The organism is Vibrio sp. 10N.222.49.C12, assembly GCF_041475025.1.
Classification (GTDB): Bacteria; Pseudomonadota; Gammaproteobacteria; order Enterobacterales; family Vibrionaceae; genus Vibrio; species Vibrio crassostreae_C.
Genome location: NZ_JBFRVF010000050.1, coordinates 1 through 23980 on the forward strand (window position 1 = coordinate 1; position 23980 = coordinate 23980).

Annotated in this window: 19 protein-coding genes; 10 read left to right on the top strand and 9 right to left on the bottom strand. The window is 43.3% G+C overall.

Translation table 11 applies throughout. The features are described from left to right. The first annotated feature begins 227 nt into the window (after positions 1-227). Both AB4583_RS15600 and AB4583_RS15605 read left to right on the top strand, forming a co-directional pair. Entirely contained in the window at positions 228-1133 is a 906-nt protein-coding gene (locus tag AB4583_RS15600; RefSeq protein WP_017069663.1) for a LysR family transcriptional regulator, read from the top strand. Positions 1134-1394: 261 nt separating this feature from the next. Further along, positions 1395-2546, top strand: coding sequence for a BamA/TamA family outer membrane protein (locus AB4583_RS15605; RefSeq protein ID WP_017069662.1), 1152 nt, complete (start codon positions 1395-1397; stop codon positions 2544-2546). A gap of 83 nt (positions 2547-2629) precedes the next feature. Here AB4583_RS15605 and AB4583_RS15610 read toward each other — a convergent pair whose 3' ends face one another. From AB4583_RS15610 to AB4583_RS15620, 3 genes are all read right to left on the bottom strand, one after another. Then, complete coding sequence (locus tag AB4583_RS15610; protein WP_008221474.1) at positions 2630-3187, bottom strand: PhnA domain-containing protein; 558 nt, start codon at positions 3185-3187, stop codon at positions 2630-2632. A 228-nt stretch (positions 3188-3415) separates the two neighbouring features. Continuing rightward, positions 3416-5920: a VolA/Pla-1 family phospholipase gene (locus AB4583_RS15615; RefSeq protein ID WP_372118178.1), complete on the bottom strand. Its 2505-nt coding sequence runs from the start codon at positions 5918-5920 to the stop codon at positions 3416-3418. A gap of 18 nt (positions 5921-5938) precedes the next feature. Continuing rightward, on the bottom strand, positions 5939-7192 hold the full coding sequence (locus tag AB4583_RS15620) for an outer membrane protein transport protein (RefSeq protein ID WP_017069660.1): 1254 nt from the start codon (positions 7190-7192) through the stop codon (positions 5939-5941). 358 nt (positions 7193-7550) lie between these two features. On the opposite strand from AB4583_RS15620, the gene AB4583_RS15625 reads away from it, so the two are divergent. Then, positions 7551-8633: a site-2 protease family protein gene (locus AB4583_RS15625; RefSeq protein ID WP_029235648.1), complete on the top strand. Its 1083-nt coding sequence runs from the start codon at positions 7551-7553 to the stop codon at positions 8631-8633. Positions 8634-8769: 136 nt separating this feature from the next. On the opposite strand, the gene AB4583_RS15630 is transcribed toward AB4583_RS15625, so the two are convergent. Then, positions 8770-9558 (bottom strand): M48 family metallopeptidase, encoded by a 789-nt coding sequence (locus AB4583_RS15630; RefSeq protein ID WP_102320824.1) that lies wholly within the window; start codon positions 9556-9558, stop codon positions 8770-8772. Between the two features lie 139 nt (positions 9559-9697). Between AB4583_RS15630 and AB4583_RS15635 the strand changes: the two genes are divergently transcribed. From AB4583_RS15635 to AB4583_RS15655, 5 genes are all read left to right on the top strand, one after another. After that, a complete protein-coding gene (locus tag AB4583_RS15635) occupies positions 9698-10123 on the top strand; it encodes a hotdog fold thioesterase (protein WP_017060067.1) in 426 nt (141 codons plus the stop codon). Positions 10124-10218: 95 nt separating this feature from the next. Then, a complete protein-coding gene (locus AB4583_RS15640; RefSeq protein WP_017064605.1) occupies positions 10219-10452 on the top strand; it encodes a DUF3389 domain-containing protein in 234 nt (77 codons plus the stop codon). Between the two features lie 153 nt (positions 10453-10605). Then, complete coding sequence (locus AB4583_RS15645) at positions 10606-12297, top strand: SgrR family transcriptional regulator (RefSeq protein WP_372055036.1); 1692 nt, start codon at positions 10606-10608, stop codon at positions 12295-12297. Positions 12298-12346: 49 nt separating this feature from the next. Then, a complete protein-coding gene (locus AB4583_RS15650; protein ID WP_372118182.1) occupies positions 12347-13252 on the top strand; it encodes a DMT family transporter in 906 nt (301 codons plus the stop codon). 21 nt (positions 13253-13273) lie between these two features. Next, on the top strand, positions 13274-13525 hold the full coding sequence (locus AB4583_RS15655) for a hypothetical protein (RefSeq protein ID WP_017060071.1): 252 nt from the start codon (positions 13274-13276) through the stop codon (positions 13523-13525). A 125-nt stretch (positions 13526-13650) separates the two neighbouring features. Here the strand turns inward: AB4583_RS15655 and AB4583_RS15660 are convergent, their stop codons facing one another. After that, on the bottom strand, positions 13651-14259 hold the full coding sequence (locus tag AB4583_RS15660) for a DUF2238 domain-containing protein (RefSeq protein WP_017069655.1): 609 nt from the start codon (positions 14257-14259) through the stop codon (positions 13651-13653). 201 nt (positions 14260-14460) lie between these two features. Between AB4583_RS15660 and AB4583_RS15665 the strand changes: the two genes are divergently transcribed. Continuing rightward, positions 14461-15300 carry an isopenicillin N synthase family oxygenase gene (locus AB4583_RS15665; RefSeq protein ID WP_004730947.1) on the top strand — a complete coding sequence of 280 codons (840 nt, stop codon included), beginning with the start codon at positions 14461-14463 and terminating at the stop codon, positions 15298-15300. Between the two features lie 575 nt (positions 15301-15875). Then, positions 15876-16496 (top strand): DNA-J related domain-containing protein, encoded by a 621-nt coding sequence (locus AB4583_RS15670; protein WP_029235437.1) that lies wholly within the window; start codon positions 15876-15878, stop codon positions 16494-16496. Positions 16497-16621: 125 nt separating this feature from the next. Here AB4583_RS15670 and mrdA read toward each other — a convergent pair whose 3' ends face one another. From mrdA to fabV, 4 genes are all read right to left on the bottom strand, one after another. Then, on the bottom strand, positions 16622-18520 hold the full coding sequence (mrdA, locus tag AB4583_RS15675) for a penicillin-binding protein 2 (RefSeq protein WP_372118187.1): 1899 nt from the start codon (positions 18518-18520) through the stop codon (positions 16622-16624). A 376-nt stretch (positions 18521-18896) separates the two neighbouring features. Further along, the gene (locus AB4583_RS15680; RefSeq protein WP_372118190.1) at positions 18897-20552 is read right to left on the bottom strand and encodes a P-loop domain-containing protein; all 1656 of its coding nucleotides are present in this window, start codon (positions 20550-20552) and stop codon (positions 18897-18899) included. Between the two features lie 120 nt (positions 20553-20672). Continuing rightward, entirely contained in the window at positions 20673-22580 is a 1908-nt protein-coding gene (locus AB4583_RS15685) for a GGDEF and EAL domain-containing protein (protein WP_017060077.1), read from the bottom strand. 179 nt (positions 22581-22759) lie between these two features. Beyond that, positions 22760-23959 (bottom strand): enoyl-ACP reductase FabV, encoded by a 1200-nt coding sequence (gene fabV, locus AB4583_RS15690; protein WP_372073427.1) that lies wholly within the window; start codon positions 23957-23959, stop codon positions 22760-22762. Between the last annotated feature and the right edge of the window lie 21 nt (positions 23960-23980).

Consider the following 23980-nt stretch of genomic DNA (forward strand, 5'->3'; position numbering starts at 1 on the left):
GTAAGGCTTGTATGCCACGGTGATTCTGGGGACTTTAACTATCTAGCTCGAGTTATCGAATACATTTAAGTTATTCGTTTGACATCAATGATAAAACCTACTAGCTTAAGTAGGTTTTTTTGTTTCAAATTGAGGAATTATTTTCACTAATATTATTCTGACAAAGTAGATATTTCGCCAACCTGTGATAATTTAAATACATAACGATTAAAAGTAAGCACAACAAAATGAATTTCAGCATTGAACAACTTCTCGCGTTCGTTACCGTTTATGACCAACTCTCTTTCAGCAAAGCCGCCGTTAAACTCAATAAACACAGAACGACAATCGGGCAGGTTATTACTAACCTTGAAGACCAACTCGCGGTAAGCCTATTTGAAAGGGTTGGGCGCTCTGTAAAGCCGACAGAAGACGGGCATCTTCTTTACCATTACGCTAAACAAACCATTGAACAAGCTCGTACCTTCGATAAGGTAGCATTGAGCCTCTCTTATGGCGGGTTGGAAAACATCACCTTTGCTTATTCTGGTGTGATACCTCATCAAATGCTTTTGGATATTCGAAAGAAACTGCGTCGTGATTTCCCGATGATGCGAGTGAACTTTTTAATCCGAAACAAAAAGGATATTAAGAAGGGCCTTCAAAGTGGCGAGTACCACTTTGGATTAGTCAATGTGCATGACAGCCGGGGTATACACAGCTTTGATGCGACTTTTCTAGGTCACATTGAGTTTTTCCCATTCGTTCAAAAAAATGGTGAGTTCTCATCTTTGGCGCAAGAGGATGTACTTTTAGCGTTAAGAAATTCAAAGCAGTTTATCTTGAGATCGTTTATTGAAGAGGGAATGTCAGAAAAAGTAACCATGAGCTCCGATAACGAAGAAGTCGATCAATTGGCGTTAGTTATTAAAATGGTTGAAGCCGGTTTAGGGTGGGCACTGTTACCAAAAACGTTTGCTCATTCTGAATTTTCCCATTACGACATTGAACCTATACAGTCGTCTGAAATGCGCCAAGGATTCAAATTCGGTTTTGCGCTTTGGTGCAATCATTCTAAGCAAGTGAAGGATGTAAAATTATCGGTTTTATCTGTTATACAAGAACATGTTGATCGAGTATTGAGTCAATATTAGCAAAAGAAGAATGTAGGTAACTTATTAATAGAGGCTCATTTATATGAGCCTTTTGCGTTTCTGTCATCTCGAAAGCTCTTTAATTTTGTAGGGCGACATCCTCTATATAGGAGTAGGGCAACACCATTATTTGGCCTATTCTATGCCCGTCGATTAAGGACCCCCTTTATTGGCAATAAGTGTTTAATTTCTATGTTTATTGCAAGGAAGCAAACTTTCGGCCGGGTTTCGTCACCCGGTCTTTTTTATGAGGCAAATTTTATGACTCGCTGCGGCGGCATTGTTCTTCTTTCCTGCTTTTTATTTACAACATCTTCTTTCGCATCGTTTTATGATCCTGTTGATGGTCAATTTGATATGGGGCATCACCTTGCGGAAAACGCATATGGCTTTTTGCCTATCCCAATTTTGATTACCGAGCCTGCGGTGGGGTACGGCGGCGGTGTGGCTGGTTTGTTTTTACATGAGACGGATGAGGAAAAGCGACAAAGAAAGCAAGCTGCTCTTTCTGCCATAGATGGTGGTGCGCAGTTAGTACCCTCAGCAATGTCAGTAGTGGGAGCAGTAGGGACAGAGAACGAAACTTGGTTTGTATTTGGTGGCCATAGACGATCTTGGATGAATGATTCCATTCGTTACACAGGAGGCGGCGGCTTTGGTGTTGCGAATTTGGATTTGTACACATCAATCAACTGGGGCCCCATAGATCATGACCTTAGAATAGGCACGTCAACTTCGGTAGCCGTACTTTCACAAAAGGTGCAGTTCCGGATTGGGCATACGCCTTGGATGTTGGGAATAAAGCAGTTATTAGCTAAGTCTGAGATTGAATTTGATAACATGGTTTTAGACCGAATTTTGGGTAACGAATCGGTTACTTCTGGTTTAGGGTTGGAGGCTGAATATGACACAAGAGATAATTTATTTTATCCAACCAAAGGTTACAAATTGTCTGCAGATTACATGGTGTACGACGATGCGATTGGCAGTGATTACAATTACCGAAATTTGAACATAGATGGCGAAGCCTATATCCCAATTGCCAATAAATGGACATTAGGCTTGGCTGCAAATTATCAAAGCTTCGAACAGCAAGACCTGTTTGTATCACCCACAGCGAAACCGTACGTGTCGTTACGCGGGGTGTCATCTTATCGGTACCAAGGAGATGAGATTGAAACAATTCAAGGCCAATTGACGTATAGCATCACTCATCGTTGGAAGGTGTCTGGGTTTTACGGTTCAGGGGTTGCAAAGCAAGATAACGGCATAAGCCACGACAGTACCGTCAATGCCGGAGGTGTCGGCTTTCGATACCAAATCGCGAGACGTTACGGTTTGCACCTTGGGATGGATTATGCGCAAAGCCATGAAGAACGCGCTATCTACTTTAACGTAGGCAGTGGTTTCTAGAACAACGGAATAGGTTAAATTTTTCCAAGAAAAAAGGCGCTAATTAGCGCCTTTTCGTTTTCTATCACTTTCTTACAGTAAGATTACTTCTTACGGCAGTACTCAGCGATCACGTACATTGATTGACCACCGTTAGTTTTACCAGAAACAAGCTTAGGATCGTCACCAACGCTAATACCGCGGATAACAGTACCTTGCTTGATTACTTGGTTTGTACCTTTAACAGGAAGATCTTTGATTACTGTTACGTCGTCACCTTTTTTAAGTTCAACGCCGTTGCAATCAAGAGGCTTATCATCAGCAGACATGCCGATTTGTGCCCATACTGATGTTTCTTCTTCCATGTACATCATATCTAGCGCGTCTTGAGCCCAGCTCTCTGAGTTAAGACGAGTTAGTTGGCGCCATGCTGTTACTTGAACAGGGGCTTCCTGGCTCCACATGCTGTCAGTTAGGCAGCGCCAGTGATTAATATCTTTAGGCTCGTCAATCTCACCAAGACATTTGTCACATACCATGATGCCGTGATCCACTGTTACGTGGCTGTGTGGCGGTACTGCGTATGCAGTAAGAGAAGAATCAGAACCACATAGTTCACATTTAGATTGGCAGCGTTCTAGCATAGTAGCTTCAGAAGACATAATGGACTCACATTTATTAGGTATTAAATTACGGGGCTATTATCCACTTTATTTACAATAAAGAAAGAGGTCGTACGGTATTCTGTCTTGATTAATTTTAGCTGAGATCAACCATTTGTGTTTTAAAGTTTTATGCAAACGGTCAACTAGGGGACTTGTTCGAACGACAGATACAAAAATGCCAGCGGTTAGGCTGGCATTTGGTTAAATTAAATTTTGCTCATGCGCTTACTTACTCGCATCTAACAAGCCAGCGGTTACGCTTGCAATGCCAGTACCTTGCGACAAGGTAAATTGTACAATTTGTGAGGTCATTTCTGCGTTGGCTGCTGCATCACCAGCATTTTGCTGAGAAATTACAGTGGAGTGGTCTGCTTCTGAAGATGCTTTGTCAAAATACGAAGCCAGCTTGTCTCCCGAAGAGTCCAGTGCAGTATTAACCAAGGATAACTTTTTAAACAGGGGTTCGGTACCTGCTGTTGGAAACTCAGCGACCGAGTTTGGTATCGTTTCGTCACCATTCGCTTGAATACCAAGCACAGGTCCCGTAGTTGTAGATGCAATATTATATGGGTCAACGTTATCTAGAACTGTTTGCGCAGCATAAGTGAATGAAGTAAGGATCGAGTCGATTGTCGCTTTGACTGCTTTGTCTGAGGCTGAAGCACTATCATTACTTAGGGCTGTGTAGTATTCATTAAAGCAATCACCACCTGACTTACTGACTGGCACACAGTTACTTACATAATGTGCTTGGTACTCGGTTACACTTGATAGGCTCACGGTGTGCTTAATCTCAGGAGAAAACGAGCCTGACTTAAGCAAGAAAGGGGCAATGCCACCACCTGGGTTAGCAAGTGTTGCACTTGTATAACTAAACATAGAATCAATAGCAGGGTTCAACGAACTGTTACCAACGGTATAAGAGCTAATACCTGTAATCGCCCCGATAGAATGCCCAAATAGAGACACATTCGTTTTGTCGAGGCTACTAAATGCTGCATCAGTAGCAGAATTTAACGCAAAACGAACTCCAAGACCATCAATGGCGCTCTGACGGATGTTATCTCGTGCAACAGGTAAATACTCAAGATTCATGTATACAGTAGGTGTTGTTGGTGTCGTAACAATATCTGCACTTAGTGCGCGTTGACCGTGAAGTGGTTGGTCGATAGCAATAATTGCATAGGGTTTGTATGGTGCAGATCCAGTAAGTGCGCCGCCAATATGCTGCATCGCAAAAGCATAAGCACTCTCTTTGATGCTAGTGATACCGTGTTGGTACTGTAAAATTGGTAAACTGCTGTCGATAGCTGCTCCTTCAGGTACAAACATAACGAACGGCACTGACTTTGCTGCTCGAATTTGCGGTACAGCGCTGTATTTCGTCATAACTCTAGCGCTATCCAATTGCTCTCCGCTTGCAAGAGTTAACTTTTCTCCAATGAGTAATTGTTGGTACTCTGCTGGATAGAGTTGAGTAGCAGGCTCTGTGATCCCTAAACCTGCCAGCTGTGTAGCAATAGCTGTTTTGTCCGAGTCACTTCCTGAGCTGAGTACATTCAAGATAGTTAAAACACTAGGCATCGCACTGCGCCAAGGCGTTGTTTTCCACGCATTGTTAGTTAACGAATCTGACAGGAAGTACGGTAATTCAACTGTTCCTCGATACACTTGAATAGAAGCTGCTGCTGGTGTTGAAAAGTTAGTGTTATAACCCGCAGCTAATTGTGTTGCGCCATCGTCACCAAATGCACTCTTAAACATCGCGTCAGCTTGTACAGCTGTAGCAAAATCCTGTTTCGTTCCATCAACTGTAAATGTATACAGATTATCAAGATCAGCTTCCGAAATACTATTTGGATTCGCTAGGTTCTTCCATATATCAGACGGGGTAACTGCGGGGCTAACTGTTTGTGCAATTGCAGCTTTGGTCCCGTTCATAACGTTACCTGCCGACGCAGTAGTAAACCAAGATGAGTATATGATTTCATCTGAGCTTGATACAGAACCATAGCCAGCGAACAACGCTTCAATTTGATGGATGATTTTCTGTGGTAAATCGAGCGAGCCTGCTTGGTCAATATCTGTCGTTTTTAAAGATGCGTAAGAGCTTGATGTTCCAAGTGGTTCATCTGCGCTATCAACAATTGAGTCAGTTAATGCATAGATGTAGTCAGAGCTAGGATCTAAACCTTTAAGAGGCAACACTTGTATGGTCTTAAAATCACTAGATGCCACTAAGTAGTCAACTCCAGCAGTTAGCGCAGTAAAGTTAGACATTACACCAGTGCTCAGGTCAACATCCACTTTAGCAACTTTTACACCGGCATTTAGGTGCGCGCTAAACGGTGTCGTACCCATCATCACGACATCATTCTTCAGCGTCCTATCACTTGGAAGATTCACATTGATAGTGAACGGCATGATAGTACTCCAACCATCAGCTTCCCCCATGGCTACTTTTGGATCATTCAAGAGCCCCGTTGAATTTACATCTAACGGAATATTTAGAGTGTGATCGTTGGTATCGAACAAGAAAAACGAAGGAAGAGGAACATCCGCTTCATTACCTAGAAGAGTGAAGCTAATTTTTGAACTTCTAGCTAATGATTGGTTGATTGCATCTGAATAAGGTGCCGCTGTTGAATCACCAGAGCTTTCACTATTGTCGCCACAGCCCGCAAGTAGTAATGCTGAGCATACGAGAGATAAAGAAAATTTGTTGTTCATGTAATTATTCCCGTACGGTTAGTTGAAGATGTAGTTAAGTTGTATCGCTGAAAGGTAAGCAACGCCTTCAGCATCAAATGTAAGCTTTTGTCCTGCCGCATCAGTTTCGGTAAACGAACCGCTTTCACTTTGTACGAGTGCAAATGCAGCATCGACAGTCATATTCTCTGAAATAGCGTAGGTGAGACCTGCTGAATACCACATACGATCGCTGTCTGGGATGCTTAATGTCGCTTCACCAGCTTGCTCGTCATACGCTAGGCCCGCTCGTACCGTCCAATTTTGATTAACCATGTAAGTTCCACCTACAGACCATCTCTGATTGTCTTCGTAATGTTCGGTTTTTAAGAAACATTCATTGTTTTTACAATCTGAACTAGTGGCTTTTAACTCTTTGAACTTACTCCACTTAGTTAACTGCCAACCATAGTGTATTGCCCAAGCATCGTTAAGTTGATGAAAAGCAGATAATTCGAAGATATCGGGCAGTTCAATTTCTAGACGCCCTGTGGTTTTACCAGGAGCGCCGTTTTCCATTTTTAGACCTGTGTAATCAGTGAACTCACCGTCATCAAAGTCGAGTTCAACGGATGAGCGGTAACCAAACCCAAAACGGTTGTACTCGTTCAGTTCATATAACGCACCTATATTCCAACCAAAAGCAAAAGTCTCACCAGTCATCGAGATTAGTTTGTCACTTGGTGAGCCACCAACAGGAAGGCTGCCTTTGTGTCTGTTGAGCTCGGCCTCTGCATAAACAAAGTTAACTCCAGCTCCAACACTAAAACTATCGTTAACTCTGTACGCGATATTTGGATTTAAGTTGACTGAAATTAGTGATGTGTCACCTGCCAAATCACCAGCATAAATATCATCTGGGTAATCAGTGGCTACTCCGTAAGTCGTGAACATGCCAATTCCCCAAGCCCATTTGTCGTTGATAGGAATAATGTAATAAGCAGCAGGGACAATTTGTAAAGGAGCTACATCTGATGATTTTTGGTTGAAGTCGTTGTCATTGATTTTGGTTTGAGTAACGTCTACCTCGGGATCAACGATAGAAACCGCGCCTGAAAATTGGGCTGTATCAAATAGGGTCATTGCGGCGGGGTTTCTCGCTAGTACACTCGCGTTATCAGCTACTGCACCTTCACCTGAAAAGGCACGACCAAGACCTGAGGCAGAATGCTCAGCAACTTGGAAACCAGCCGCAAGTGAGTTACATGCAAATAGTACTGAAAGTGAAACGAGAGAGCGTTGTATTGTTTTCATCCTTGACCCTCCTAGGGCATCGAATTTCGTTATTATGGTTTGAAAACACACTGAGCATTTTTGGTGTTGAAGCTCTAATGTAAATAGCATGTTAAATTCATGTTTTATATAAAGTCAAAGAAAGAGTTGTTATTTTGTGAGGTTATGTTTTAAAGGGGCGGCACTTTAACATCGATAATATAAGTATAATCAATAACTTATTCGCGGTTGGAGGTGTGACCAGAGTGTTTATGCATCGTTGCGGTATAAATAGTGTTCAATAGCTCAATATGTAACAACTTTGTTTCTGTTTACCACCATTCGCTAAATCGGCATAATATCGACACTCGTTAGAAGTCATTAAATTGGAATTTTAAGTTTGGAATTACTCGCGATAGAGTTTCTTGGAAAACCGCTTCGTTTAGAAGGATCAATGGCAGGGTGGCAACAGTTGTATTGGGATAACACTTTGGTATCTCAATTAGATGCGACCACAGACCAAGAAGACGCCCGAAAACACGAATTTACACTACGCGCTGGCGAAAAAACGTTGCAGTGTCACGTTGAATCGACCGTTCAGTGGCAACCGTTTGAGATGACGTATAAAGCGTCGGTGAATGGGCAAACCATTACCGAAGGCAATCGAAACACCAAAGATATTGAACAACAAACTCCTGTTGTCGCTCCTAAACCAGAGAAGCGTTTTAGCTTAATTGGGTTGGTGTCGCTTGGTATGAAAGCGCTTAAAAGCGCCAAGCTAATCAAGGTCGTACTAGCTTCTGCGAGTTTAGCGGCCTATTCATGGTTGTTTTCAATTCAGTTCGCTTTGGCCTTAATCGCCTGTTTAATGTTCCATGAGTACGGTCATATTAGAGCGATGAAATACTTCGGCATGAAAACCAAAGGGATCTATTTGATACCATTTCTTGGTGGCTTGGCGTTATCCGATGAAAAGATTAATACGCGTTGGCAAGATGTGGTTATCTCAATCATGGGGCCATTGTTCGGCCTGATATTGTCGTTAGTATTTATGGTGCTGTATTGGGCGACTGGCGAAATGTTCTTTGCCGGCCTTGCAGTATTTAATGCTCTATTAAACCTGTTCAATCTATTGCCGATTTTGCCTCTCGATGGCGGACATGTTCTTAAAAGTATCAGTTTCTCGATGAACAGTGTGCTTGGCATTGTACTTTGTGTCGCGGCTGCCGTTGCTGGTGTGGTATTGAGTTATCAGTTGAATTTAACCCTGTTTGGTTTCTTATTGATCATGGGCAGTGTTGAAATACTGTTTGAATGGAAAGGACGTCATCACAGTCACTTGTTACCGTTAGACAAATACGGGCAAGTCGTGTCGTTCGTTTGGTATGTAGGTTTAGTGAGCAGTTTGATTGGTGTTATCTGGTATTTTGCATCTACTGGTGATCAGCTATTAAGCCTACCATTACAAATTCTTGGTACTTAACGAGTGAGTTTCTGTTGTTGGAATTATCCAGCTGCTTAGTGCACTTGAACTGTTAGCAAGCAAGAAACTGAAAATGCCCTAACCAATATGGATAGGGCATTTTGTATTTACACCAGCTAGGCGATTCTTACTTAGATTACGCTTTGCAATTTGGTCTTGGTGAACCTGATTGAGGAAGCGTTTTTATCGTTGCTTGTAGATCTTTAATACGCGTACTGTGGGAAGGATGCGTAGAAAGCAACTCTGGCGGTTGATTACCCCCTGATGCTTTCGCCATGTTTTGCCACAAGTTGACACTTTGGTTTGGATCGAAACCTGCTTGAGCCATATACTCTAAACCAACAACATCGGCTTCAGACTCTTGAGTTCGCCCATACGGTAGAATAACGCCATATTGAACGCCTAACCCTAACGCGGCCATCGTCATACCTTGATACTGTTTGTATTCTGATGCGCCTAACGCGACGTTAGTAATAGACAAGCCCGTATTAGCGATTTGAGACTGAGACAGGCGCTCATTACTGTGGTCCGCTAAAACGTGTGCCACTTCGTGACCGATAACCGTCGCGAGTTGGTCTTGGTTTACTGCAACATTGAGTAAACCCGTGTAGACGCCAATTTTTCCGCCTGGCAGAGCGAACGCGTTCACTTGGTCACTATCAAACACAACAACTTCCCATTCACTAAAACCTTGTTTAGGAATATATTGAGTGATGCTGTTCGCTACGCACTGAACATAAGCGTTAGTTTTGGCATCTTTGCTGATGGGTTGTTCTTTTTTCATTTGTTCAAAAGACTGTGCTCCAAGCTGAGACATGTCTTTATCTGAAAAAAGCAGCAATTGGTTTCTGCCTGTCGGAGAAGCGCTACACGCGGTTAGGCCTGCTAGTGTGAGAAGCGAGGCAAACTTCATCCATGACGTCATACAATATCCTCTGTGTATTCAGTTTTTATGCATGTTAACATCAACTTGCGTAATAACTAAGGGCTGAAAGATAACTAACAGCCAGTAATATAGAAAAAGCTATGCACGCGATAACAAGATCAATAATTAAGGAACCCACATGAGTATTTGGAAAAAGCCCGTTGACCTAGATACCTTCAACGCGACCTCAAAAAATACCTTAATTGAACACCTCAACATTGTTTACACCGAAGTAAATGACAACTCTTTGGTGGCAACCATGCCGGTTTGTCATTTTACGCACCAACCACTGGGTATGCTTCATGGCGGCGCATCGGTTGTGCTAGCAGAAACGCTTGGCTCATTGGCTGCAAACTTCTGCGTACCAGAAGGCTATTATTGCGTTGGGCTCGATATCAATGCGAACCACGTAAGGTCAATGCGTGAAGGGCATGTCATTGGTACTGCTGAGCCTATTCACTTGGGCGTCTCTACTCAAGTATGGCAGATCAATATCACTGATGATCGTCAACGCTTAGTTTGTACCAGCCGTTTAACCATTGCCGTTAAGAAACATAAGCGATAACAGACTAGGCAGTCGTACGCTGGTTTTGTCTTTAGAAGAAGTAATCAGTACTTAGAACAAGCAATCAGTATTTAAAGAAGTAACCCGAGAAGCCCATGGTCATAACGTTTAAAAGTGGAAAAGTCATCGCAACCGCACATGAATTGGTTGTTCGTTTAGATGGGGAGCATAGAGTCACGCTGCAAGCCCAAGTTGATGCAATTCAATTGATCGGAAAAGGGGCAAATGTTATTTCAGCTAACGGTTCTGAGTGTAAATGGTCGATAAAATTAGACGATGAACAGCAGCTCCGTGAAATCGCTAATGAAATTGGCTGCGATGTAATGTAATCCTTTACGGTAAAGGCACTTAACCCTTAAGATTGAATAACATCTTAGGATGTCGTACTCATAATTCACAATAAAATTGTGTCAGTAATATTGATTTTACGCCATAAAATAGGGAAACTGAATTCAATGTCCTTTGAATAAGTTTTCCTCTTTATGAGCAGCCCAAGACTTCGCGTTCAATTTGAAACCCTGTTTGAATACTTCGATGGTAAAGATTCTGATGTTCAACTCGACGACATCACGGATGTGCTTTGTTGTACCCGTCGTAATGCCCGAATGGTACTCAACAAGCTTGAAGAAGAAGGGTGGGTAGAATGGTTACCTGCAGCAGGTCGAGGAAAGTTATCTCAACTTATCTTTAAACAGAATCGTTGTGATGTCAGCGAGAACCTAGCAAGACGCTATTTACAAGAAGGAAAAATTGGACAGGCGCTGTCAGTGCTTGATCACAATGCTGCCAAACTCACGCAAGTTATTCAAAACTACTTGGGCGTACAGTATCAAGAAGGCGAACAAGTTATTCGTTTGCCTTATTACCGGCCGCTTTCAATGCTTAACCCAACCAAATCGATGCGTCGTTCAGAGCAACACATCGCTTGTCAGGTATTCAGTGGGTTGACTCGTCTAGATGAGAATGACCAACTTCAACCCGATCTTGCTCATTCATGGCAAAAAATCAGCGATTACCAATGGCGATTCTTCTTGAGACCCGGTGTTCGTTTCCATAACGGGGAACCTCTGTTAACCAATCATGTTGTGGATACACTGCTTGCACTCGAACCTCTCAACATGTTTTCGCATATCAAAGATGTCTCTTCACCTGCAAATTGTGTAGTAGATGTTTTTCTCACACGTCCAGACAAGTATTTTCCCCTCGCACTAACGGAATCGGTCGCTAAAGTCACATTACCGATCACTTTACGTGGTGAAGACTACGATATTCGACCGATTGGAACGGGACCTTATCGCATTGAAAAGAACGACGAGAAACAACTCGTGTTAACCGCTTTTAATGGGTACTTTGGTTTCAGACCGTTAATTGATCGCGTTGAAGTTTGGGTGGTGGATGAGGCTTATTCTTCAATGGTTTACCCAAGCCTATCTAAGCCTGTTATGGCCGACCGTGGCGATAGCGATGAAGTAGAACTCGATCCTGGCTGCACGTATTTACTGCTCAATAGAAAGAAAGGTATTGCACAAGATCCCGCATGGGCACAGTTTTTATCTAACGCGTTGAATGCGGCGGATCTGTTTGTTCATATTCCAAAAGAGACTGTTATCGATTTGGGCGTGTTACACGCTTATGGGATAAAACCCGGTTGGTATGACATAAAGTTAAAAGTGCCCGTTTGTCCACCAGCAGATTCGAAGCCTACCATAAGATTAGCGTATCAATGCCAACACCCAATGTTCCCAACGCTTGCAAAGGCGATTGTCACGGTGCTGAAGCAATACAACGTCGATGTTGATCTTTACGGTTACGAAACCGATCCTCCGCACGCCGATGATGTTGATGTTTGGATTAACCCTATGGGCATCGCCAATAACAGAGACGACGCCTTGGCTGGCTGGTTAATGGACTACAGTTTTCTTGATGAATCTAGCCCGGCAGAGGACTTCGACCAATGGTGTTACATGATTGACCGTTGGCGTTCTGGTGAATTCGAGCAATTCCCAGCAAGACAGTTAGGTAAACAACTAGTCCAAAGCAATCAATTGATCCCGATGTTCCATTGCTGGTTAGGCGTTAATAAAGATCAATGTGGTACGTTGCAAAACGCGAAATGTAATGCATTAGGTTGGTTCGACTTTAGCCAAGTTTGGGTGAAGCCTGACGTTGATTGAAATCCAAGAAAACTCAGTTAGGACCAAATAACTCATTTAGGAAAAAACGATGCAAACTCTGATGGTTACATTTATTACGCTGGTGGCATTTGCTGCTAATTCAGTTTTGTGTCGCTGGGCCTTAATGGATCAAACGATTGATCCTTTGAGCTTTTCGATCGTTCGCATCTTATCTGGTGCGCTTACGCTTCTGATTTTATTAACGTTATCTTCCCAATCTAAGTCTAAACGTGAGTTAACAAACAACACATCGGCATATGCAAAACTCAAATCACAGTTTCAATTAACATCAATACTGTCACTGCTCGTGTATATGTTTGGTTTTTCGTTTGCTTACTTAGAGCTTGGCGCAGGTCTTGGTGCTCTGGTGTTGTTTGTCGCGGTGCAATTTACGATGATTGCCGCGCACTTGTTTTCTGGCAACAGAATGTCATTGATTGAATGGGGCGGATGTTTGTTATCGGTAGCAGGGCTTGTTTATTTATTAATGCCAACGGAATCGACACAGGCACCTGATTTAGTTTCTATTATCTTGATGTCTCTGGCCGGAGTTGGGTGGGGCATTTACACATTGGCAGGAAAGACATCGTCAAACGCACTGCAATCGACCACCGCTAACTTTGGATTCAGTTCGCTAGTTATCGTTTTGGCATTAAGCTTGTTAGTTTTGATTCCTAATGCGTTAACGCAAGTGTCTATCACTGAACAAGGTTTGATTTACGCGGTTATATCGGGCTCTGTGGCTTCTGGTGTGGGTTATAGTTTGTGGTATTACGTGGTGAAAAAGCTGAATACCGTGGTGGCGTCTATTGCACAGCTTTCTGTTCCAGTTATCGCGACACTTGGTGGTGTATTACTTTTATCTGAACCTGTCACCATGCAATTTATAGTCTCATCAACCGTTATACTTCTTGGGATAAGCTTGGTTCTTGTCGCACCTAAACTTAAGAAATAAAGAGTTCAATCATTAACTTCTATGGCTAAACCAAACAAGAAACAACCGACCAAGACGGTTCAGATTTTCTGTGCCAAATGTAAAACGCAGCTTTTTAAGTATCGGAAAGGTGGCAAAGGTGCACTCGTGAAATGTTTTAAGGAGCGTATCGTTGAAGATTTCACGACAAAACCATGTGTGTGCCCTGAATGCGGGATTGAATTTGCGCGAGACACTTTGGTTCGAGGTACGCCAGCCTACAAGTTTGTTGGTGGCAAGGTAACGATGAAATAACCTGTCACGATGAAACGACCAGTCATATTAAAACGAGCAAACAATGCTGAAACTAAAAATGCCACAGCACGGTTTGTGTGTGGCATTTCAACGTTGCTTTTGATACTCAGTGTAAATAATTGAGCTCAGTAAGCTCTGACACGCCCTTGAAGCTTAAGAAGTAATAGCGAAACAATTGCGCCCGTCGTATCACACAGCATATCTTTCTGTGCATCCCAAATATCACCTTGTGAGCCAAGGAACGCGATACCTTCATCACCACCTGCAATCTCCGCGTACCACCACTCGATAATTTCATAACCTGCAGCCACACTCATGATCGCAAATAGCGCAAAGAAACATGCCAGCACCGGTTGAGCCAGTTTTTTACGAATCAAGTACTCAGCGAGTGGGTAAGCATAAAGGCCAATTGAGAAATGCGCGACACGATCAAAGTTATTACGCTCAGAACCTATCATGTTGTTGAACCAATCAAATGGCACTTCTGCGAAGGTATATTTCGCGCCTATCGTATGCAAAATTAGCCAGATAAACATTAAAACGTAAGCTGTCTTAGTGAAGGTGAGTTTTGTGGATAACCACCAGATTCCCACCAATATCGCAAGCGCTGGGACAATTTCGGCAATCCATACCGCTCTTGAAGAGGGAGCAAACGCTGAAAATAGAAACACAATCAGATACAGCGTCGTCAATGACAGTAATGGTCTATTTTGAGCAAGTGGCGTAATTGTCATATCAAGATCTCTCGTCGAAGTTTTTAATAGTGTTACACAATAATGAACAGTGTTCGATTGGGTCTTAATCACCAGATTTGTTGAAAAGTGGTGTTATCGCCCAGTATCTAGACAAACGGTTGCTAGAGTTTCACAAAAGTTTGATTTACAACAAAGCGATCCTTAAAATCGCTCTATTACTACATAACAAGAAAGAAAGTCATGAAACTGGAAACTGTCGATTACCTTGCTGACGACGCAGCAGAACAATTTGTTCGCTCTCTACGTGAAACTGGTTTTGGTGTTCTTAAGAACCACCCAATCCCGAAAGAGCTTGTTGAGTCAATTTACGAAAACTGGTACCAATTCTTCATCTCTGAAGAAAAAGAGAACTTCCACTTTAATGTTGAAACACAAGATGGATATTTTCCACCTTCAGTGTCTGAAGTTGCTAAGGGCCACACTGTAAAAGACATCAAAGAGTACTTTCACGTATACCCATGGGGTCAAATCCCTGAGCAGCTGAAAGAGCAGATTCTAGATTACTACCAACGTGCGAATGCTTTTGCTCAAGAGCTGCTAGGTTGGGTTGAAGCTCATGCTCCTAAAGAAGTACAAGAGAAATTCTCTATTGCGTTGTCAGAAATGATCAACGGTAGTGAACAGACTCTGCTTCGTGTTCTTCACTACCCACCAATGCAAGGTGATGAAGAGCCAGGTGCAATCCGCGCTGCGGCACACGAAGACATCAACTTACTGACGGTTCTTCCTGCTGCAAACGAGCCGGGCCTTCAAGTTAAAGCTCAAAATGACGAGTGGCTAGATGTTCCATGTGACTTCGGTAACATGATCATCAACATCGGTGACATGCTTCAAGAAGCATCTGGTGGTTACTTCCCATCGACAACTCACCGTGTAATCAACCCATCAGGTGAACGCCAAGAGAAGTCTCGTATCTCTTTGCCTCTATTCCTTCACCCGAAACCAGAAGTAGTGCTATCTGAAAAGTACACAGCAAACGAATACCTAATGGAACGTCTAAGAGAGCTTGGCGTTATCTAGTCAGTTCAATGCTTCGTCCCTAAAATTGGGATAGATGTGAAAGGTCAGCTAAGTCGCTGACCTTTTTTGTATCCGTACCAAAGAATTGCGGCTTTATTACTAGGGCGTGTTGATCTTTCGAGCTGATTTTTGCAGCGAGTTGCTGGGTATTTATACAAGGCAGAGGCATCGATGTGTAGCTAGCCTACATGAGAAGCCGATAACGTAGTAGAAATGACCAGCAAACGCTGCCCGAAGGGTTCGGCTAAAAGCGTTTTACTCTTTGTTGAGGGAGATTTGCTTAGAATGACTAGGCTACTTCTCCCTCGCCGCGATTAAAACGCTTTTATCTCGAACAAAATTTAACCGCGAAAGGTCAACACGCCCTAATGGTTGTATTCAACGAAATGGTACTCAGTTTTGACGATAAAAGGTGCCTTTAAGCCAAACGTTAGAAAGTTGTTTGTCCTTAAGCTCGACAAATCTTAGAAAATCGCTTTCAATTAAAGAAGATACGCAACGGATGCGAAACAGGTTACTTATAGTATCCACAGTTCTAGAAATCCATTAATTCAGAGAAGCTAACTGAGTCAACTATGTCGAATTATCAAGATGTGAGAGCAAACTTTCATTGCCATATGGAAAACCCATTGCTTTGGCCGATAATGGAAGTGCTTAAGCAAAAGCCAAGCGGATGGAAAGTACACACATTGGCAGCTCATCTGAACGATCTTGGGTTTGTGCCAGTGTTGGATGCTGTGCCTGAGAAAGAGTTGTTTAAAAAGAACTTCCTTATCATGAATGCGCTTTATCAGCTTCAAGAAACCTTACACCCAGATGGTTGGCTCCAAGTCCAAGCGATGGACATCGAATTGATGAATGGTCGTTATCACGGAAGCAGTCACAGCATCGATCATCAAGACCCACTTCGAGAATACTACATTAATTGGGTTAACTATGAAGCGGATGAAGGTGAAGTCAAAAGGCTGTTGAACGAATTTTGGACTCGGTATAGAAAGTATGTGGGTGGTGATGAACTCGATATGGATCGAAGTCGAGCATTGAACCTGTTTGAGTTACCTTTAGACGCGACACACCATGAAATTAGAAAACGTTGGCGACAACTGGCATTGAGATGGCATCCGGACAGAGACGAAGGCAACACCGCAAAATTTCAGACGCTCTGTGAAGCATGGCATGTATTAAGAAGCTCATAATCGACAGGCATTTTTAGCTGTCTAATTGCTTAGAACCCTAAAACAGAAAGCCCCACATTGTGAGTGACACAAGTGGGGCTTTGTCGTTATTACGCTATGTGCTGTAGCGACTTAAGTTATTGGTGTTAGGAGTGATCTTTGCTCTCACCACTTTTATGTTCAAAGGCATAGTCGAGTACTTTACGGATATAAGGCGCACCAACTTTTGAACCGCCGTTACCGTGTTCAATGACCACAGTTGCGACATATTCAGGGTGTTCATACGGTGCGAAAGCCGTGTAAAGCGCGTGGTCAAGTAAATGCCTAGCGAGTTTCTTCGAGTTGTAGACCTGATCTTTCGCAAGATCAAAGACTTGTGCAGTTCCTGATTTTCCGCCGCTCGTGTAGTCAGTTCCCTTAAATGCACGTCTACCGCTGCCTCGATTGCCGTGGTTTACGAGTCGCATCGCGTTGATTGGCACATCCCAAATTCTATCCGGTACTTCGGTGATTGAAGGCATTGGCTCCGGTTCCACAAGTTGTTGCGTACTGAAATCTTCACCGTGATCTAAGGTAGCTCTCAAGATATGAGGTGGCATCACCTTACCATGATTAACCAATACTGATGTTGCTTTAGCAAGCTGCATTGGAGTGGATGTCCAATAACCTTGGCCAATACCAATCGGAACTGTGTCACCCTGATACCAAGGAGTGCGATAACGCATCATCTTCCATTCTCGAGTCGGCATGTTGGCGGTACTTTCTTCATAGATATCGATGCCTGTCGGTTCACCAAATCCAAAGCGGTTCATCCAACTTGAAATTCGGTCAATGCCCAAATCAAAAGCAGTTTGATAGAAGAATGAATCTACCGACTCTTCAATGGCTTGAGTGACATCGACAGGTCCGTGACCCCAACGTTTCCAGTCACGCCACGATTTAGAGTTTCGTTTAGAGCCAGGAATTCTCCAAACGCCATGGTCGTTACGAATCGTATCTTCAGAGATGACATGTTCTTGCAGTCCTGCCACAGCCATAAATGGTTTAACGGTTGAGGCAGGAGGATAAACGCCTAGAGTGGTGCGGTTAACCAACGGGTGAGCCGGATCATTCAATAAACGTTGGTAGTTCTTACTCGAAATGCCGTCGACAAATAGGTTAGGGTCGTAACTCGGGCTTGATGCCATCGCCAACACGCTGTTGTCTTTCGGATCGAGAATAACCGCGCTTCCAGTTCGGTGATCAAGTTGCTCAAAGACGTATTTTTGCAGCTCAAGGTCAATATTTAACACGATATCTTTACCAGCTACTGGCGGCACGTACTCAATGGTTCGGACTATTCGCCCACGGCTGTTTACTTCGACTTCTTGATAACCTTTGGTGCCGTGCAGAATATCTTCGTAATAACGTTCAACACCCAGTTTTCCTATGATTGTTGTAGCTTGATAATTCGCTTCTATCCCTTGTTCTTCAAGCTTTCTGAGATCGCTATCATTGATGTGCGCCACGTAACCAAGAACATGGGTAAGCACCTCACCATTCGGGTAAAAACGCTTTAAGCTGGTATCGATAGATAAGCCGGGGAACTGGTACTGGTGCACGGAGAACTTGGCGATCTCTTCCTCCGTTAAGTTCTCTAGAATAGTCACAGATTTAAAACGGCGGGTGTTGTGATAGCGTTTTTTGAAACGAGCGATCTGCTCTGCATCACGGGGGACATATTTGTCTAGCTTGGTGAGCATTGCATCGACATCATCGGTTTGCTCAGGAATCATGGTTAGATCAAAGACAAGCTTGTTCTCTGCAAGCAACACGCCGTTACGGTCGTAAATAAGTCCACGAGTAGGGGCGATAGGTAATACTTTGATTCTGTTGCCATCGGCACGAGTTTGATAGCTTTTAAAATCTTCAACTTGAAGTCGGTATAGATTGCCGACTAAGACAAGAGTGAACATCAAGATCCCACAAAACGCGACGATTACGCGGTTTTTGAATAGGTTCACTTCGATTTTATGGTCACGCATCTTAACGCGTTTATGATTCATTGAAGCCTCAAGGGTCTGTTACATTTGGTTACACTTGTCGAGTCGGGACTTTATCTGAATATCACTAGGGTTTTGTAAAAGCTGTGTCATGTTTTGAAGGATCGACAGCATTAGATGGCGGTAAACAGTGCCTTTAATTTTCTCATTACAAAAGATGATAAGTAATTGATGTAAAGATTGGTTTTATGAATTTATAAAGTTCAAGAGTTTTGACGACACTAGAGGTTAGGTTAAAAGAGGTTAGATAAATTTACGGCCCTCAGAATGAGAGCCGTAGAAGGTTAATTTGCTTATTTAGTGGCTTAGAAGCTTTAGTAAATTAGAAGATTAAAACTTCAAAAACCTAGAAGCACAATAAATCCGATATTTAACGAAATCAGTTCGAAGGCTTGAACTGAGATTTACGCATACGGTTCAGAGCAGCCATCACATCTAACGTTCTTGGTTTCGCTAGGTCACCGTAGTTAGGCATGTTAGCGTGCCATTCGTTTTCTAAAATAGCGTTAAACTCTTTAGCAGGGTTGTTTGACCAACCTGGAGTTTGTGCGAATTGGAACCAAGCCCAACCGATCGCATTCACTTCAGACGGTGATTCTAATTGCTCAAGCGCAGAAAGGTCTGCAAACTCTTTACCAAAACGCAGTGACTCTTTGCCTTTAGCATTAACACGGAATTTACCGTCAGTCAGAATGTTCATCAGTGAAGCACGGTTCAATGAACGCGGTACAAACGTTTCTAAAGCAGTTTCACATTCGTTAGTACGCTGAGTAGGGTGCTGAGCAATCACGTCTTTTGCTTTTTCAGTCACATCTACCGCTTGGTAGTCGTGCATTTGAATCACAGTGTTCGCGACATCTAGGTAATCACCAGAGCCACCCATTACAACAATGGTAGAGATATCCATCTCTTCACGAAGCTGACCAATGCGGTCGACAAGTGGTGTGATTGGCTCATCGCCTTTTGACACTAGCGCTTGCATACGCTCGTCACGAATCATGAAGTTAGTCGCTGACGTATCTTCATCGATAAGTAGAGTTTGAACGCCGGCTTCAATCGATTCTTGTAACCAAGCCGCTTGAGACGTAGAACCTGACGCATCTTGTGTGCTGAAGTCAGATGTGTCTTTCTGCATTGGTAAATGGTTGATGTAGTTTGACAGGTTCAAGCTGTGCACACATCGACCATCTTCAGCGCGGATCTTCATCGTATCAATCGCAGTTACAATGCCTTCGCGACCGTCACCAGGAATATGGTTGTAGATAGAACGTTCAACGGCGTTCAACAGTGTCGATTTACCATGGAAACCACCACCAACGATCAGCGTAATGCCTTTTGGAATGCCTAGGCCGGTCAAGTCACCTTGGTTTGGAGTATTTAACGTAACACTCAATGATTCTGGAGCCGCGAAAGGTACCGCGTCTTTCATTGGAAGGTCGCAGTTACCCGCGATACGAGGTAACACACTGCCGTTTGCAACGAAAGCGGCTAGGTTGTTTTCATCCAATTGAGCACGCAGCGCTTCTTGGTCTTCAATCGTTTCACAATGTTTGATCATTGCATCGATGTTTAACTCACGCTCAAGCGTCGCGCGACGAATAAACTTCGGTAAGTAGAAAGTGATGATGTTGTTCGCTTTCTTAGCAAGAATGCTACGACCATCAGCTGGTAAATTAATACGGAAACGAATTTCGATGCCGTGGTCTGTGAATACAACAGCTGTGTTGTCTAATACGGTTTGACCCGTCAGCGCGATAGAAACGGTCGACTCTTGTTTCGCGAACTCAGAGAAGCTACGTGCGATAAAGTCACGAGCGGCTACTTGGTATTCGTAAGATTTTTCTTTCAGCCAATCTAACCCGGTCAAAGACCACGCGCGCGTTGCACGAAAACGAGAAGCTGACGCGTATGGGTCACCTTGGATGTGGTCGATGTGTAATTCAAAATCAGCAAAGTCGTATTGACCTTTAATTTGTTGATATGCACGGTAGTTTTGTTTTTCGAGCTTTTTAAGCTTTGCAGTCAACTGATCCATAACGAGGAATGCCTATATAAGGGGAAAGATAAAAACAGAAAGGCGGCGATTATAAAAATCACCACCTTTAGAGTAAAGAGAAAGTAGGCCTAAATCCAAAACTAACTGCTCTTTTTCGCTTTAAGCGTAACGAGTTGTCCCCAAATAGTTTTGATTGATTAAGCTGTGTTCGAATTCTTGGCTCGGCATTGGTCTTCCGTAAAGGTAACCTTGGCCCACATCGCAGCCTTCATTAATAATAAATTGCTCCTGAACCTCCGTTTCTATGCCTTCAATCGTCACTTTTAAGTCGAGCTTTTTGGCAATTTGGACAATAGAACGAACAATTTCCGAGTCTTCGTGTGAGTTGAGCATTTGGTCGATAAAGCTCTTATCAATCTTAATGGTGTCGAATGGGAACTTCTTCAGATAACTGAAGGAGGCGTAGCCCGTACCGAAGTCATCTAGTGACAATGTAACGCCAATATCGTGCAAAGATCCCAAGGTATTCTTGGCAACCACTTCATCTGCTATCAGTCCACTCTCCGTAACTTCAAGTTCTAAGAAACGAGGCTCTAAATGATAGGTTTCGAGTAGGTGAACCACTTGTTCCGCAAAGTGTACGTTCTTGAGTTGAATTGCAGACACATTCACAGCCATCTTGAAATCTTCAACGTATTCGGACCACTCTTTGGCTTTTTCAATCGCATTGCGTAAAACAAAGCTGCCCACTTCGAAAATCAAACCGTTTTGTTCAGCCATGTGGATCAGGGTTTCGTTAGATATATCACCCAAAACAGGATGTCGCCAACGAAGCAAAGCTTCAGCACCGACCCAGCGATGCGTCAACGGGCTAACTTTGGGTTGAAAGTAGAGCATAAGGTCATCATTACGAACGGCTTGAAGCAAATAGCCTTCGATCTTATTAATGTGAGTTTGTTCTTCGGTATGGGATTGAGAGTAGTAAGCGAACTTTTGTCCTGAATCTTTGCAGGCTAACATCGCTTCAGAAGATTTCTGCAGAATGCTTTCCGCGTCATCTTCGTCGTTCGTAATTGCAATCCCAATAAACGCGTGCAAATGCACTTTGTCACTTTCGATGTCGAATTCTGAATGACCAACTTTAACGAGCGTCTGGCAAAGTTCTTCAAGGCGATGGTGTAAATCTTTAACGCTAAACGCCAATACGAGGTCAACCGAAGTAGGGCGTGCAGTTAATACATCGATATCAGAAATACAGTCGATGCGTTTTCGGTATTCAACAAGCACTTGGTCTAACGCGTTATAGCCGTAGCGTGCTTGTATGCGTCTACCGTTGGTAAAACCAATATGAACGACTGCAAATGAGCTGTCTGTCAGCCTTCTCTGTGACAGTAGCTTGTGGTTTAAGCGAGATTCAAATGCGTTTCGGTTTAAAAAGCCGGTGCCGAGGTCGTGATTCTTTTGGAAGTTAATCTTCTGTTCAGCCGCTTTTCGTTTATCAATTTCTTGATTCAACGAGTAATTAAGGCTCGCGAGATCTTTAGTGCGATTGTAAACGCGGTTTTTTAGGTCGCGATTCATTTGGGTAAGCTTGGCGTGTTGGAATAGGGTTTTAAGCTGAGATTCAATCGAAGTCCGAAAGCTCTCTAACAGTTTGATATAAGTAGGGGTGTAGTGATTCTCTTTCGAGTCCAAGATACAAATGGTGCCAAACAGTTCACCGTTAGGCCAAAGTAATGGAATACCACAATAGGAGACTAAGCCGAGTTTGATGTCTGGGTTGTTGTCCCACTTAGGATCGGCAAGCGCGTTAGGCACAAGAAGCTGTCGTTGAGTTTCCATCACTGTTTCGCAGTACAGCCCATTCCCCAGCGTTTCAGAATCACCTTTGTTGTATGGGTTGTTCTCGCTACGACTGGTTGAAAAAACTTCAATGTAATTGGCGTGAACACGCATGATTAGTGCTGCGGGCACTTGAGTAATTTGAGCTAAGAGGTCGACAATATTCTGCCAACCGTGCTCCATATCGTCTGGGATATCTAAATCGAGAGTTTTTATTTTCTTCATATGACTCCGAGTCAATTATGCTAAATGCATCAACACATCCTGTGTTAATTATGATGAACCAAAGAAAACTGTGAATCTTACGTTAACTAAGTATAAGAAATGTTGCACGAAAAAACCTCCGCAATTATGCAGAGGTTTTCAAATGTGAATCCGGGTCTCAGTAATGAGATAATTTTAGATTAAGGCTTTAACTTTATAAAATCTTCTGTATTAAGTTTCTGGCTATAATCTACCGATGGTTGAGCAAACCCATTTAATTGTAGAAATTCTTCTTTAAACCCTTGGTAATCCCCTAAGGTTTGGAAGTTATTTTCGTCCATCTTTTCTAGCAGTTCAGTTACGTGCGCTTGGGTTTCTGGGTCTAATTCCCAATCATCCATACGGATCAATCGCTCACCATCAAGTGGTACTTTGGATTGACCATAAAGTTTACTGCCAAACAGACGCTGCATTTGTTGGATACAACCTTCGTGGGTCTCTTTCTCTTTCATCACCTTATACAAAGCAAGTAAGTAAGGGCTTAATCCAGGGATGAAAACGCTCGCTTTAGTGACTAGGGCTTTACATACCGCCGCGTAAGCGTTGCCATCAAAGTTAGCTAACTCTAGATTAAGAGCGTGGCTGGTTTGGTGAAGGTCGATCTTAGCGCGTCCCAATGTGCCGTCTAAATAGATAGGATGTGTGACTTCTGGACCCACATAAGAAAACGCGATTGTCTTACAACCCGGAGCAATAGATTCTGCGTTGATGAGCTCATCTATCCATTGTTCCCAATCTTCGCCTCCCATCACTTTGAGTGTGCTTTCGGCTTCTTCTTCCGTCGCGGCTTCAAGCGTGTTGGTGACCCAGTTGTCGTGTTCCAGAGAAATGGTTGCGCCAGTTACGCTTTCACCAATAGGTTTGATGGCAGAGCGCCAAAACTCATCGGAATCTGGTTTAGGACGAACGCCTGCAGCTAAGCTATAGATAATCAGATCCACTTCACCTTCGAAGTAGGTTTCGATGGCTTCGACAACTTGGGAGCGTGTTTCTTTAGAAAAGGCGTCGCCAACGATGTTGATAGCAGTGCGCTGCTCTCGTTCGGCTTCTTTCTTGAAGTAGATGTTGTTGTACCAACCGGCACTACCGAGGGATTTTTCGTTGGGACCGCGTTCGAATGAGACGCCGATGGTGTCAGCTTTTGCACCGCCAAAGGTAAGGGCGATACGAGCGGCAAGGCCGAATCCAGAGGAAGCGCCGATGATCAGTACTCGTTTAGGGCCATCTTTGATTTGCGGCGCACTCTTAACAAATTTGATTTGTTGCTTTACGGCTTCTTGACAGCCAATAGGGTGAGCGCTTTTAGCTACCACACCCTTGATAACAGGTTCGATCAGCATAAATAACCTTACAGTTCACGG